This window comes from Roseococcus thiosulfatophilus (genome assembly GCF_017311575.1).
GTDB classification, from domain to species: domain Bacteria; phylum Pseudomonadota; class Alphaproteobacteria; order Acetobacterales; family Acetobacteraceae; genus Roseococcus; species Roseococcus thiosulfatophilus.
The window spans coordinates 34,958-48,720 of the sequence record NZ_JAFFQY010000011.1 but is presented as its reverse complement, the minus strand read 5'-3'; the positions used below and the strand labels follow the sequence as shown (position 1 = coordinate 48,720).

Below are 13,763 nucleotides of genomic sequence, written 5' to 3'. Positions count from 1 at the left end.
GGTGCCTCGCCCGGCGGCTGCAACCGTCGCTTGTGGCATGGCAGGGGCGCGGACCGGGGGGAAGGGGGTGCCGGAAGATACCCCCGGGATTCACCGAATCCCCAGAAAACCGCGCGGGACTCGCGGAAGCGAAAACCAGCGTCTGATCCGCGGAGGCGGAAACGCCGGAGCGGTGAATCAGCCGCTCAGGACCAGCGCCTGATCCGCGGAGGCGGAAACGCCGGAGCGGTGAATCAGCCGCCCAGGACCAGCGCCTGATCCGCGGAGGCGAAATCGCCGGAGCGGTGAATCAGTCGCCCAAACGACGCTAACGGCCGGCGCGCCAATGCGCGGGCGGGGTGAAGCCCCCGGCCCAGAGCCCGCTCTGCCGGGCGCGCGCCGCGGCCTCCAGCGGCACCAGGGCCGGCTGGAGGGAGGCATCGGCCAGCGCCCAGCCGGCCGAGACGAGGGAGGCGTTCAGCTCCACCCCCTCCGCTTGGCAGACGCCCAGCGCCCGCCCGAAGCGGTCCCGCCCATGCAGCCGGCAGGTGACGGGGCGCTCGGCCACCAGCTGCGCCAGCGCGGCCGCGGCGGCGCCCCCACAGTCATAGGTCTGGCCCGCCGGCGTCACGCATTGCTGCCCGCGCTCGGGCGCATCGAGGCCATAGAGGCGCAAGGTGCGGTCGCCCAGGCGCAGCGTGTCACCATCCAGCACGCGAACATCCGCGGCCTCAGCCCGCCACTCAGGGTTGCGCGGGGCGGAGCCCATCAACTCCGCCGGGAGGCCAAAGCCCAGGATCAGCACGCCAAGCCCGGCGGCCCCCCCAAGAAGAAGGGCCTTTCCCCCACGGAAGGGGGGGCGCGCGGGACGGAAAATACGGCGGCGACGCATAGGGGGTCGTTAACCCGTGCGGAGGGACGCTGGCAACCCGGAAGATCGGGAACTCATTCGCATTCATTCTCTGAGGCGGTCCAGAATCGGCTGGCCTTTCGCAGCCGCCCCCAGGCCTCCAGGGCCGCCAGGCGGCTGCCCTCGGCCCGGCCCGCGGCGAAGCCCGAGACGGCGCCCAGCGCGAAGCCGCCCGCGCCCTTGCCCTCGAGCCGCCCCGCCAGGTCGCGCGCCACCACGGCGTCGTTGGCGAGGCCCAGCGCCTCCTGCAACCCGGCCAGGCGCCGGTTGAACCGGCGTGGCGCCTTGCCCGGCCAGAGTGTGGCGAAGGGCTCGGCAGCGTAGCGCAGCCGCTTGGCGTCGAGCCGCATCTCGTGCAGCGCCTCGGCGTCCAGCTCCTCCATCCGCGCGCCCGCCCGGCGCAGCCGCTTCCAGCGCTTTCGCAGCACCTCCGCCGCGAAGGGGCGCAGGGGCGCGTCGGGCGCGGCCACCGGCCGCAGCGCCAGCAGCGCGACGCCGGACCAGATGGCGCCACGGAACAGGGGACCTTCCAGCAGGGTGGCCACCTGCTCATAGGCCAGGGCCCGCTCCCGCCCCGCCGCCGCCAGCATCCGCTTCAGGCGCGGGTCGCGGTCCAGCGCCTGGAAGGCGGCCTCGCCCAGGCCCCCCAAAAAGACATCCCAGTCGCGCGCCCCGCCCAGCACGGCGGCGGCCTCCTTCAGCCGCGCATCCCAGTCGCGCCATTCGGGCCCGTCCACCACGGGGCGGAAGATCTTCAGCAGGGAGCGCAGGCGGCGCAGCGCCACGCGCGACTGATGGACGCCGCGCGGCCCGGCCTCCAGGGTGCAATGGGCGCTCTCGGCCAGCAGCACCTCCAGCAGGTGCCCGATGGCCGCGCGCAGCGCCTCCTCCACGGTGCGGGCCTGGCCCAGGGCGGCGGGGCCGGCGCGGCGGGGGCGGGGCGCACGGCCCTCGGCGAGTGCCAGGGCCAACTCGTCGAGGCTCGCACGCGCGGGCAGCAGGGGCAGCGTCTCGGCCAGGGTGGCAGCCTGCGACAGCACCTCGGCGGCCGGCCCCTCCAAAAGGAGGCGCCCCACGCGGCGCGAGGCCTCGCCTGCCACGATCCGCCCCTCGATCCAGGTGAGGCCGGGCAGGGGGGAGGTCATGCGGCCGGTGAAGCGCGCCACCTCGGCCAGCTCGCCCTCGGGTGGGGCCTCCAGCGGCAGGGGGGCGGGCAGGTCGCCGGGCAGCAGGGCGGCGTCCTCGGGCGGCAGGGGCTCCACCGCGTGCAGCCGGCGCTGGCGGCGCAGCAGCAGCGGGGCGTCATCATCGCCGGCGGCGCGCAGCCAGGTCCAGCTCTCGCGCCGCCAGAGGGGCGGCGTGCCAGGGGAGAGCAGGGGGTGGCGGGGCAGGCTCTCGCCGCACTCCGCCTCAAGGCGCAGGCTCAGGCGGCCACCTCCGGCAGGTCGCGCGGGGCCAGGAAACGCACCAGCCGCCCGCTGCCCTCGCCGATCTGCGCCCAGGGCGCGGCCAGGGTGAATTCGGCCAGCGCGCCGGTGGGGAAGCCCGCCGCCAGGCGCTGCGCGGCCGCGCTGCCCATCGCCGCCCCCGCCGGGCCCAGCAGGGCCAGCGCCAGATCATGTAGCCCCGGATTGTGGCCGATCACCATGGCCGAGCGCGCGGTCTGCGGCAGCCGGCGCAGCACGTCCAGCATGGCGGGCCAGGGGGCCAGGTAGAGGTCGTCCATCACCTCGATGATGGGCGGGCCTTCCAGCGGCTGCAGCGCCTCCAGCGTCTGGAGCGTGCGCCGCGCGGAGGAAACCAGCACCACATCCGGCGCCAGGCCCAGCTCGCGCATCTCGGCCGCCATGGCGTCGGCGGCCTTGCGCCCGCGCGTGTTCAGCGGCCGGGCGTGGTCGGTGAGCCGCGCGTCATCCCAGGAGGATTTGGCGTGGCGGAACAGCAGGAGCTGACGCATCGCGCGGCATCATGCCACGGCGTGGGCGCCCTGTCCCACCCCCCCTCATCGCCGGGGTTTCGCAACCGCGAAGCAGCCCCATCTGTGCGGCCTTGCAAGGAAAGGGCAGGCAGATGGCCGGACGCATCGTGATCCTGGGGGCGACGGGGGGCATCGGGTCGGCGCTCGCGCGGCGGGTGGCGGCGCGGGGGGCGACGCCCGTGCTGATGGCGCGCGACGCGGCGCGGCTGGAGGCGCTGGCCGCCGAAATCCCGGGCGCGGAGGCCCATGTGGTGGATGTGACGGACACGGCCGCGCTGAAATCCGCCATCACGGGGCTGGGCACCCCCCTCGCGGGGCTGGCCTACTGCGTGGGCTCCATCCTGCTCAAGCCCGCGACGCGGGTGACCGAGGCCGACCTCGCCGACACCTACCGCCTCAATGTCATCGGCGCGGCCATGGCGGTGCAGGCCGCGATCCCCGCGCTGCAATCCGGGAATGGCGGCGTGGTGCTGTTCAGCAGCGTGGCCGCGCGGGCAGGCTTTGCCAACCATTTGGCCATCGGCGCGGCCAAGGCGGCGGTGGAGGGCATGACCGTCTCGCTGGCCGCCGAACTCGCCCCCGCCGTGCGGGTGAACTGCATCGCGCCCAGCCTGACCCGGACCCGCATCGCCGAGCCCTTGACGCGCAACCCCGCCATGGCCGAAGCCATCGGCAAGCTGCACCCCATCCCGCGCCTCGGCGAGCCCGAGGACGTGGCCGCGCTCGCCGACCTGCTGCTCTCGCCTGATGCCGGCTGGATCACGGGCCAGGTCATCGGCGTGGATGGGGGGCGCGGCACCCTGCGGACCAAGACCGGCTGAGGCCTTTGCATGATCCTCCGACGCGCGCTTCCCTTGTTGCTGGCCACGCCGGCCACCGCCATTGCCCCCATTTCCGCTGCGCGGGGCCAGGGACGGGGCGTTCCCCCCCGCGAGGCCTATCGCTGGCGGGTGATGCGCCAGGGCAGCGCCATCGGCACCCACAATGTCACCTTCACCCAGCGCGGCGAGGAGGTGGTGGCGCTGTCGGACGTCACCATCACGCCCTCCTTCCTGGGCGTCGTCGTCTATCGCTATGAGCACCGCTACAGCGAGGTGACGCGGGGCGGGCGCTTCGTCTCCGTCGCCTCGCGCCTCAACCGCAACGGCACCATCGTGGAGGTCGAGGCGCGGGCCGGCGCCAATGGCGTGGAGGTGCAGGGGCCCGAGGGCGTGCTGCGCCTGCCAAGCGGCGCGGTGCCGCTGTCCTGGTGGGAGCCGCAGCGCTTCGGCGGCCAGGTGCCGCTGTTCGGCACCAGCCATGGCCGGCCCTTCGACCTGCGCTGGGCGCGCGAGGCGCTGCCCGGCGGCGGCACGCGCTGGCGCACCGCGGGCGAGATCGAGGCGGTGCTGGACTATGACGCGTCCGGCCGCTGGGTGGGCTATTCCGTGCGCGGCGATGACGGCGTGACCGTGAGCTACGCCCCCGCATGACGAAGGGCGGCGCGCTGCGCCTGGTGCTGGGCGACCAGCTGAGCGAGGGGCTTTCCGCCCTGGATGGCCTGGACGCGGCCCGCGACGTGGTGCTGATGCTGGAGGTGCGCGAGGAATGCACCTACGTCCCGCACCACCCGCAGAAGATCGTCCTGATCCTCTCCGCCATGCGCCATTTCGCGGCCGCCCTGCGCGCGCGCGGCGTCACGGTGGACTACGTGGCGCTGGACGACCCCGCAAACACCCATTCCTTCACGGATGAGGTGGCGCGCGCCGTGGCACGCCACAGGCCCGAGGGCGTCATCGCCACCCACCCCGGCGAATGGCGGGTGCTGGAGGCGATGCGCGGCTGGGAAGACAGCCTTGGCCTGCCTTTGGACATCCGCGACGACACCCGCTTCCTGGCCAGCCTGGAATTCTTCCGCCGCTGGGCGCAGGGGAAGAAGGCGCTGCGGATGGAGTTCTTCTACCGCGAGATGCGCCGCGCCACCGGCCTGCTGATGGACGGCGACGCCCCAGAGGGCGGCGAATGGAACTACGATTCCGAGAACCGCAAGCGCCTGCCCCGCGACCTCATCCCGCCACCGCCCAAGCGCTTCCCGCCCGACGACACCACGCGCGAGGTGATGGCCCTGGTCGGCCGCGAATTCCCCCGCCATTTCGGCAGCCTGGACGGCTTCGCCTGGCCCGTCACGGCGGAACAGGCGCAGGCCGCGCTGGACGCCTTCATCGCCGAACGCCTGCCCCGCTTCGGCGACTACCAGGACGCCATGGCCGAGGGGGAAACCACCCTCTTTCACGCGCTGATCAGCACCAGCCTGAACCTCGGCCTCCTCGACCCCCGCGCGGCCTGCGATGCGGCCGAAGCCGCCTGGCGGCGAGGCGATGCGCCGCTCAACGCCGTGGAAGGCTTCATCCGGCAGATCCTGGGCTGGCGGGAATATGTGCGCGGCCTCTACTGGCTGCGCATGCCGGGCTACGCGAAGCTCAACGCCCTGGAAGCCCACCGCGCCCTGCCGGAATTCTACTGGACCGCGAAAAGCGGCATGCGCTGCATGGACGCCGCCATCGGCCAGACGCGCGACATGGCCTATGCCCACCACATCCAGCGCCTGATGGTGACCGGGAACTTCGCCCTGCTGGCCGGCGTGGCGCCGGACGCCATCAATGAATGGTATCTCGCCGTCTACGCCGATGCCTATGAATGGGTGGAGCTGCCCAACACCCATGGCATGGCCATCCATGCCGATGGCGGCGTGATGGCCTCCAAGCCCTATGCGGCCTCCGGCGCCTACATCAACAGAATGAGCGACCATTGCGGCAAATGCCGCTTCGACGTGAAGGCCAGCACGGGCGAGGGGGCCTGCCCCTTCAACTATCTCTACTGGGACTTCATCGCGCGCCACGAACGCCGCTTCGCGTCGAACCCGCGCATGTCCATGCCGCTGGCGAACCTCCGCAAGATGGAGGGGGCGAAGCTCAAGGACATGCGGGCGCAGGCGAAGGCCTTCCTGGACCAGCACGCGCCCCTGCCTTGACCCGGCGGCCCGCGCGCGGTCCCCTCGGGCGGACAACCGGAGAACAGCCATGCCCCGCGCCCTCGAATGGATGAAGCTCACCGCCGCCGAGGTGCAGCAGGCGGCGGCCGAGAACGCGCTGGTCATCGTGCCCGTGGCCTCGCTGGAACAGCACGGCCCGCATCTCTGCACCGGCACGGACATCATCCTGGGCGGGAATGTCGCGCTGGAGACGGCGAAGCGCCTCCAGGCCGGCGGAATGCCCGTGATCGTGACGCCCGTGGTCTGGACGGGCCTCGCTGAGCACCACATGGCCTTCGGCGGCACCGTGACGCTCGATTCCAGCGTCTTCCTGGCGCTGCTGCACGGCGTGGTGGGCAGCGTGGCGCGCCACGGCTTCCAGCGCGTGATGCTGATGAACGGCCATGGCGGCAATGCCGAGGCCATCGGCACCGCCGCCACCGAGCTCGCGGTGGATTTCGGCATCCGCGTCGCCGGCGCCACCTATTGGCACATGGTGCCCGAGGCCATCGCCCCCCTGCTCGAAGCCCAGCCCACCCTGATGCATGCCTGCGAGGCCGAAACCTCCATGGTGTGGCACCTGATGCCCGAGGGCGTGCGGCCCGACCGCCTGCCCGAAGCGGTGGGCCCGAAGTCCAGCCGTGTCGAAGGCCAGCCCCCCGGCCTGCTGATGCGCCGTTCCTTCCGCGAGATCAGCGAAACGGGCGTGGTGGGCGATGCCCGCACCGCCAGCGCCGAGAAGGGCGCGAAACTGCTCGACGCCATCGCCACCCGCGCGGCCGAGGTGCTGGCCAACCCGCGGCTTTGGGGCGAGGAATAGATGGCCGGCACCATGGCGCCGCCCGCCATCGAAAGCCTCGGCCACACCATCCTCCTGTGCCGCGACCTGCCGGGGATGCGCGCCTTCTATCAGGACATCCTGGGCCTTCCGCTGGCGGAGGACCGCGAGACCTGGGTCAGCTTCCGCCTGGGCGCCACAATGCTGACCCTGCGCCCGCGGGGCGCCTGGTCCGTCTGCGATGACGGGCCATGGCCGCCCGGCTCGGCGGCCATCCAGCTGGCCTTCCAGGTGCCGCTGGCCGGCGTGGATGCGTGGCACCGCCTTCTGGAAGCCCGCGGCGTTCCCATCCTCCGGGCGCCCACGGACCTGCCGCAGTGGCGGCACCGGACGCTGTTCTTCCGCGACCCGGAGGACAACATCATCGAGATCTACGCCGAATACTGAGGGCGCCGCCGCGTGGTGGCGGGGCCTAGCCCACCACGATGCCCTCCGCCCGCGCCATTGCCACCCAATGGTCGCGGAATCCCGCCACGAAGCGCGTGAACTCCGCACCCAGCGGCGCCGGGCTGCGCGGCGTCGAGGCGAATTCCGTGAGCCGCTGTTGCACCAGCGGCTGGGCCGCGGCGCCCGGAATGGCCGCGATGATGCGCTCCGCGATGGGGCCGGGCAGGTTGCGCGGGGCGCTGATGCCGATCCATTGCGTGTGGGTCGCCTGGGGCATCCCCAGCTCCGCCAGCGTCGGTGCGTCGGGGAAGGCGGCCACCCGCGCCTCGCTCGACACCGCCAGCAGCCGCAGCGAACCGTCGCGCAGCTGCGGCACCAGGGTTGTGATGGGCGCGTTCAGCGCCTCGATCTGCCCCGCCATCAAATCCTGCAGGGCGGGCGTGGTGCCGCGATAGGGAATGTGGTCGAGCTGCGTGGCCCCGCTCGCGCGCTGGACCACCGCGCCCATGATATGCTCGGCCGAACCGACGCCGAAGGAGCCGTAGCGCACGGGCCGCGACTTCGCCGCCTCCAGCATCTCGCGCATGCCGCGATAGGGTGAGCGGCCCAGCACCACCGTCACCGTCGGCGCCTCGGCCAGCAGGCCCAGATGGGTGAAGTCCGCCACCGGGTCATAGGGGATGCCCGGCAGCACGCCGGGCGCGAAGCCGAAGGGAATGGCGTGGGAGACGGCCAGCGTGAAGCCATCGGGCGCCGCCTTGGCCACCGCATCGGCGCCCAGCGTGCACGAGGCGCCGGTGCGGTTCTCGACCACCACGGAGGTGCCCAGCGCCTCGCCCAGCGGCCCGGCGAAGAGGCGGCCGATGGCATCCGCCAGCCCGCCCGCCGGAAAGCCCGCGATGAAGCGGATGGGCTGGCGGTTGGGCCAGGAGGGCTGCGCCATCGCGGCGGCGGGCAGCAGGGCGGGCAGCGCGAGAATCGCGCGGCGCGAGGTGGGGAAAGATTGCATGGGGATTGGGCTCCGTGATCGGCAGATGCCCACGGCGCGGGCGGAAAACCCCGCCAGCGCCACGGCTTGCGCCAGGAGTTGCAAGTACCGTGCCGGAAGCCCCACCTGTCTTGCGGATTGATCCCGCGCAATCCATTCCCCTGCGGAATCGGCTTCAATGCCCCTGACACACGGACCACAAGGAGACGCCATGCGCGCCGAGGACATCATGACGCGGGAGGTGGTCACCGTCCGCCCCGAGACGCCCGTGGGCGAATTGGCCCGCCTCTTCTCCGACCGCGGCATCTCCGGCGCGCCGGTGGTGGACGCGGAGGGCACGCTGCTCGGCGTCGTCACCGAGACGGACCTCATGCGCCGAATCGCCGCCCCCACCGATGCGAAGCCCGGCTGGCTGGGCGGGCTGTTCCATGACCCCGCCGACCTCGCCCGCCGCTACGCCCGCAGCCATGGCCGCACCGCGCAGGATGTGATGACGCCCGAGCCCATGACGCTCGGCCCCGACGTCCCCATCGCCCGGGTGGCGAAGCTGCTGGAGGACAAGGACATCCGCCGCGTGCCCATCGTGGCGGCCGGCCGGCTGCTCGGCGTCGTCAGCCGCGCGGACCTGCTGAAGGCCGTGCTGGACGCGCCCGCCCCCGAGGCGCCGCCCGAGGCCGCGGACGATGCCGCCATCCGCACCGAGCTCGCCCGGCGCCTGCGCCAGCAGCCCTGGGTGGACCGCCACTTCCTGCATGCCAGCGTGCAGCACGGCCACGTCACCTTCTCGGGCTTCGCCCGCAGCCCCGCCGTGGTGCAGGGGCTGCGCGCGCTGGCCGAGGGCGTGCCGGGCGTGCGGGGGGTCAGCCTTGACCTCGCGCCGCCGCCGCCCTTCATGCTGGGCATGCCGTGATCCCGAAAGGTTGAGGACAATGCAGGTCAAGGACGTCATGTCGCGCGGGGTGCTGACCGTCGCCCCCGAGACGCCCATCCAGGAGGTGGCCGCCCAGCTGTCGGAGGCGCACATCTCCGGCGCCCCGGTGGTGGCGGCCGATGGCACGGTGCTGGGCGTGGTCACGGAAAGCGACCTGGCGCACCGCCTGGCCGCCAAGGCCGCCCCCGCGCCCACCTGGCTGCAAAGCCTGTTCTCGGCGGCACCCGCCGAGGCGCTGGACTACGCCAAGACGCGCGGCCGCACGGCGCGCGACATCATGACCTCGCCGCTGAAGTTCGTCTCGGAGGAGACGAGCATCGAGGAGGCGGCGCAGATGCTCGAATCGCTCAACATCCGCCGCCTGCCGGTGCTGCGGGATGGGCGGCTGGTGGGCATGCTCAGCCGCGCCGACCTGCTGCGCGCCCTGCTGACGCCCGACGCCCCCGGCCCCGCCAGCGTGGATGACCGCGACCTGCGCGCCGCCATCCTGCGCGCCCTGCACCAGGCCGCCTGGTCGCACGCCTATTCGGTGCATTTCACCGTGCGGGCGGGGCACGTCTCCTTCTACGGCTTCGCCGAGCCCACCGAGGTGCAGCGCGCCCTGCGGGTGCTGGCCGAGGGCGTGCCGGGCGTGAAGGGCGTGAGCTTCCCGGGCGAGCCGGCGCCAGCGAAGGACTGAGTCCTGCCGAGAGGGCGATTCACCGCGATGGCGAAGCCGCCATCGCGGATCGCACTCTAGCCGCCGTAAAGCCGCGCCAGCCCCTCCGGATAGCCCGAGAGGGGGCGGGCGCGGGGCGTGCGCCGGGCGGGCGCCATGTGGGCCAGGGCGGCGGCGAGGCGCACACCCGCCACCGTGCCGTCCACCAGCGGCACCGCCACCTCCTTCTGGAGGGTGGCGGCCACGCCGGCCAGCGGCCCGCCGGCCAGGATCACGACCTCCGCGCCATCCTCCTCGACGCTGGCGCGCACGAGGTCCAGCAGCAGCCCGCGCCGTTCCTCGGCCACCCGGCCCGGATCGCCCGCGAAGGCCGGGCCCATGCGGAAGCCCGCGCAGCGCGCGGCGAGGCCCGAACGCTCCAGGCAATCCTCGAACATGGGCCGCAGGGCCGCGGTGAAGCTGACGATGCCGAAGCGCCGTCCCAGCAGGCAGGCGGCATGGAAGGCGGCCTCGCTGATGCCGATGACGGGCACCTCGAACATCTCCCGCGCCGCCTCCACGCCCGGGTCGCCGAAGCAGGCCACCACGGCGGCGTCGAATTGGCCCCGCCGGGCTTCCAGCCCCGCCAGCGTGGCCGGGCCGGCCACCAGCCAATCCGCCCGCGTGACGATCAGCGGCAGGCCGAAGGGGGCGGTGATGGTCGTCACCTCCGCCCCCGGCGGCGCGGCGGCGGCCGCGGCATCGGCGATGCGCCGCGTCACGCCCTCGGTGGTGTTGCTGTTGATGACCAGGATGCGCGCCACGGGGGGGTCCTTGTGCTGTGGCCCGCCTGGGCCAGGCAGTTTCGCGGCTGATTCACCGCTTCGGCGATTCCGCCTTCGCGGATCAGGCGCTAGGCTACCCGCCATGGCACCGGACACCCAGGCCCCCATCCCCCCGCAGGCCGCCCCGCCCCCCAGGACGGCGGCGCCGCGCGGCCGCTTCATGGGGCGCATCGGCACGCGCGCGGCCGGCATCGTGCTGCTGATCTTCGCGGTGCTGGTCTACCTCGCCGGGAGTTCGCTGCTGCTGCTGTCGCGCCAGGGCGAGATCATCGAGCTCATGGGCGTGCGCGACCGCGTGGCGATCGAGGCGGTGGACGATTTCTCCAACGACGTCGCCGAATACGCCCAGGCCTTCGCCGCCGTCATGGCCGGCGCCCTGCCGCCCGGCGTCACCGCGGGCCGCATGGTCCGCAACGCCGAGGGCATCTCGGAATCCTTCGCCCTGCTGGACAGCCTGGTGGGCCACCGGCTGGACAGCGTGGTGATCGAGGCCGCGCGCGATATGGCCGCCCGCCTGCCCAACCTGTCGGACCGCGTGCGCGACGCCTTCACTGCCCGCGCGCGGGACCAGTATGGCCCGCTGCAGGAGGAATGGCTCGACATCGTCGTGGCCTTCAACGCCGTCTCGGCCCGGGCGCGCGAGATCATCAAGGCCGATGCCGATGCCTCGCTGGCCGCCGCGCGCGACATCCAGGAATCCGGGCGGCAGGCCATCCTGATCGCGACGGGCGTGGGCATGCTGGGCGTGCTGCTGGTCTGGGTGGTGCTGGTGCGGCTGACGGCCCAGCCGCTGGAGCGCCTGGCCCGCGCAATGCAAGGGCTGGCCCGCGGCGATGCCAGCCTACGCGTGCCCGAGGCCGGCCGCCCCGACCAGGTGGGCGAGATGGCGCGCGCCGTGGAGGTCTTCAAGCTGAACCTCGCCAACACCCAGCGGCTGATGGACCAGGCGCTGGAGGGAGCCCGGCGCACCGCCGTCGTCACCACCCAGGCCAGCCAGGCCATCGGCCAGGTGAGCGAGGGCGCCATGACGCAGCTGGCCGAGCTGCGGCAGGTCTCCGACGCCCTCTCCCAGACCGCGGACGCCATCGCCGAGGTGGGCCGCGGCACCCAGCAGGCCCGCGACACGGCCGCCGAGGCCCGCGCCTTGCTGGCGGAGAACTTGAAGAAGGTGCGCCAACTCATTGAAACCGTGGATGCGGTGGGCGAGGATACGGAGCGCGTGACGCGCATCGCCGGCGTCATCGCCAAGATCGCGACCCAGACCAACATCCTCGCCATCAACGCCGCCATCGAGGCCGCCCGCGCGGGCGAGCATGGGCGGGGCCTCGCCGTCGTGGCCGAGGAGGTGCGGGCGCTGGCCGCCAATTCCGAGGCGCTCGCGCAGGAGATCGCGGATGTGGTGCTGCTGGCCGGGCGCCGCGCGCGCGAGGGCGCGGGCACGGCGGCGGCCGTGGGCGAGGCGATGGACGGGCTGGAGACGCTCTCCAGCGAGAGCGCGCGGCTGGCCGCCGGCATCGCGGTCGCGATGGAAGAACAACAGGCCACCATGGCCTCGCTCGACACCCGCGTGGCGACGCTCACGCGCATCGGCCAGTCCAACGCGACGGCCGCGGAGGAAATCACGGTGACCATGATCGACCTGTCCCGCCTCGCCAGCGAATCCCGCGCGGCGGTGGAGAGTATGGCGGCCCGCCCGGCATGAGCGCCTCGATCCTGGTCGTGGACGACAGCAGCTTCAACCGGCTGCTGCTGAAGCGCCGCCTCTCGGAACTGGGCTACCCCGAGCCGGAGATGGTCACGAACGGCCGCGAGGCGCTCTCCGCCATCGCCGCCCGCCGCTTCGACGTGATGCTGCTCGATCTGGAGATGCCCGAACTCGACGGCATCGGCGTGCTGGAGGCGCTGCACGGCCAGCCCCATGCGCCGCCCGTCATCGTCATCTCCGCGCAGACCGAGATGTCGGGCGTGATCCGCTGCATCGAGCTGGGCGCGGAGGACTACCTCCCCAAATCCTTCGACCCGCCGCTGCTGCGCGCGCGCCTGGCCGCCGTGCTGGAGAAGAAGCGCCTGCGGGACCTGGCCGATGAACGGCTGGCGGCGCTGGAGGCGGAGCTCGAATCCGCCCGCCGCGCGCAGCTCTCCCTGGTGCCGCGCGACTTCGCGGGGCTTTCGCGCGGCGCCATCACGGTGGCGGCGCATATGGAGCCGGCGCGGGAGGTGGGGGGCGATCTCTATGACATCCTGCCGCTCGGCGCCCACCACCTGATGTTCGTGGTGGCGGATGTGGCGGGGAAGGGGGCTTCCGCCGGCATGACGATGGCGCGGGCCTTCGGCCTGCTGCGCGCGGCGGCGCGGCTGGCCGATGCCGGCGGCACGCTGCCCGACCCGGGCGCGCTGCTCGCCACCGCCAATGAGGACCTCGCCGCCGACAATGAGGACATGACCTTCATCACCGCCGCACTCGGCATCGTGGACACGCGCGATGGCGCGGGCCGCATCGCGGTGGCCGGGCATGAGGCGCCGCTGCTGCTGGGCCCGGCCGGCGTGGAGACGCTGGGCGGCTATCGCATCCAGCCCGCGCTCGGCATCATCGAGGGGCTGACCTATGCCAGCGCCCCCTTCGCGCTGGCCCCCGGGCAGGGGCTGCTGCTGCTGAGCGATGGCGTGACCGAGGCGCATGACCATGCGGGCGCGCTGTTCGGCAAGGAGCGCGTGGTGGAGGCGCTGACCGGCCAGGTGGAACCGGCCCCCGCCATCGCCACCCTGCTGGCGGCGGTGGCGGGGTTCGTGGACGGGGCGCCGGCCGCCGATGACGTGACCGTGCTGGCGCTGCGCCGCGCCGCAACCTGAGCCGCGCTCCGGCGCTTTTCCTCAACGAACAAGATGAGGAAAACGCGTGCAGATCCAGGTCAACACGGATTACAACATCGCCGGCCGCGAGACGCTGGTGGCCCGGGTGCAGGAGGATGTGGAGCAGGGGCTTTCCCGCTTCGCGCAGCAGGTGACGCGCATCGAGGTGCACCTCAGCGACGAGAATGCCGCCAAGCCCGGCGACAACGACAAGCGCTGCCTGATGGAGGCCCGGCCCTCCGGCCAGAAGCCCGTGGCCGTGACGCATATGGCGGCCACGCTGCCCGAGGCCTGGGCCGGCGCCATCAAGAAGCTGCGCGCCCTGCTGGACACGCAGCTGGGCAAGCTGAACGAGAAGAAGGGCGCGGAATCCATCCGGGACAATGAGTTGAGATAAAAAGCTGAGACAG

At 72.9% G+C, this 13,763-nt stretch carries 15 protein-coding genes; 10 read left to right on the top strand and 5 right to left on the bottom strand.

The window, feature by feature from the left end:
• Positions 1-307: 307 nt before the first annotated feature.
• The 3 genes from JTN19_RS05885 to JTN19_RS05875 form a co-directional block, all read right to left on the bottom strand.
• The gene (locus JTN19_RS05885) at positions 308-694 is read right to left on the bottom strand and encodes a thermonuclease family protein (protein WP_206930986.1); all 387 of its coding nucleotides are present in this window, start codon (positions 692-694) and stop codon (positions 308-310) included.
• A 230-nt stretch (positions 695-924) separates the two neighbouring features.
• Entirely contained in the window at positions 925-2,151 is a 1,227-nt protein-coding gene (locus JTN19_RS05880; RefSeq protein WP_206930985.1) for a CHAD domain-containing protein, read from the bottom strand.
• A 161-nt stretch (positions 2,152-2,312) separates the two neighbouring features.
• A complete protein-coding gene (locus JTN19_RS05875) occupies positions 2,313-2,846 on the bottom strand; it encodes a SixA phosphatase family protein (RefSeq protein ID WP_206930984.1) in 534 nt (177 codons plus the stop codon).
• Between the two features lie 113 nt (positions 2,847-2,959).
• Between JTN19_RS05875 and JTN19_RS05870 the strand changes: the two genes are divergently transcribed.
• The 5 genes from JTN19_RS05870 to JTN19_RS05850 are packed head-to-tail and all read left to right on the top strand — an operon-like array spanning position 2,960 to position 7,102.
• Complete coding sequence (locus JTN19_RS05870; RefSeq protein ID WP_206930983.1) at positions 2,960-3,688, top strand: SDR family NAD(P)-dependent oxidoreductase; 729 nt, start codon at positions 2,960-2,962, stop codon at positions 3,686-3,688.
• 9 nt (positions 3,689-3,697) lie between these two features.
• Entirely contained in the window at positions 3,698-4,339 is a 642-nt protein-coding gene (locus tag JTN19_RS05865) for a DUF6134 family protein (RefSeq protein WP_206930982.1), read from the top strand.
• The gene (locus JTN19_RS05860) at positions 4,336-5,877 is read left to right on the top strand and encodes a cryptochrome/photolyase family protein (RefSeq protein WP_206930981.1); all 1,542 of its coding nucleotides are present in this window, start codon (positions 4,336-4,338) and stop codon (positions 5,875-5,877) included. The genes JTN19_RS05865 and JTN19_RS05860 overlap by 4 nt, the downstream gene beginning before the upstream one ends.
• A 49-nt stretch (positions 5,878-5,926) precedes the next feature.
• Positions 5,927-6,697: a creatininase family protein gene (locus JTN19_RS05855; protein WP_206930980.1), complete on the top strand. Its 771-nt coding sequence runs from the start codon at positions 5,927-5,929 to the stop codon at positions 6,695-6,697.
• The gene (locus tag JTN19_RS05850) at positions 6,698-7,102 is read left to right on the top strand and encodes a VOC family protein (RefSeq protein ID WP_206930979.1); all 405 of its coding nucleotides are present in this window, start codon (positions 6,698-6,700) and stop codon (positions 7,100-7,102) included. It abuts the gene before it with no gap.
• A gap of 25 nt (positions 7,103-7,127) precedes the next feature.
• On the opposite strand, the gene JTN19_RS05845 is transcribed toward JTN19_RS05850, so the two are convergent.
• On the bottom strand, positions 7,128-8,111 hold the full coding sequence (locus tag JTN19_RS05845; protein WP_206930978.1) for a Bug family tripartite tricarboxylate transporter substrate binding protein: 984 nt from the start codon (positions 8,109-8,111) through the stop codon (positions 7,128-7,130).
• A 190-nt stretch (positions 8,112-8,301) separates the two neighbouring features.
• Between JTN19_RS05845 and JTN19_RS05840 the strand changes: the two genes are divergently transcribed.
• Positions 8,302-9,000: a CBS domain-containing protein gene (locus tag JTN19_RS05840; RefSeq protein WP_206930977.1), complete on the top strand. Its 699-nt coding sequence runs from the start codon at positions 8,302-8,304 to the stop codon at positions 8,998-9,000.
• A 19-nt stretch (positions 9,001-9,019) separates the two neighbouring features.
• A complete protein-coding gene (locus tag JTN19_RS05835) occupies positions 9,020-9,700 on the top strand; it encodes a CBS domain-containing protein (RefSeq protein ID WP_206930976.1) in 681 nt (226 codons plus the stop codon).
• A 56-nt stretch (positions 9,701-9,756) separates the two neighbouring features.
• Here the strand turns inward: JTN19_RS05835 and JTN19_RS05830 are convergent, their stop codons facing one another.
• A complete protein-coding gene (locus JTN19_RS05830) occupies positions 9,757-10,482 on the bottom strand; it encodes an aspartate/glutamate racemase family protein (RefSeq protein WP_206930975.1) in 726 nt (241 codons plus the stop codon).
• Between the two features lie 103 nt (positions 10,483-10,585).
• Between JTN19_RS05830 and JTN19_RS05825 the strand changes: the two genes are divergently transcribed.
• Genes JTN19_RS05825 through JTN19_RS05815 form a run of 3 tightly spaced genes read left to right on the top strand, consistent with a single transcriptional unit; the run spans position 10,586 to position 13,750 of the window.
• Complete coding sequence (locus JTN19_RS05825; RefSeq protein WP_206930974.1) at positions 10,586-12,205, top strand: methyl-accepting chemotaxis protein; 1,620 nt, start codon at positions 10,586-10,588, stop codon at positions 12,203-12,205.
• A complete protein-coding gene (locus JTN19_RS05820; protein WP_206930973.1) occupies positions 12,202-13,353 on the top strand; it encodes a PP2C family protein-serine/threonine phosphatase in 1,152 nt (383 codons plus the stop codon). Before JTN19_RS05825 ends, JTN19_RS05820 begins: the two co-directional genes overlap by 4 nt.
• A 46-nt stretch (positions 13,354-13,399) precedes the next feature.
• Entirely contained in the window at positions 13,400-13,750 is a 351-nt protein-coding gene (locus tag JTN19_RS05815) for a ribosomal subunit interface protein (protein WP_206930972.1), read from the top strand.
• Positions 13,751-13,763 lie beyond the last annotated feature (13 nt).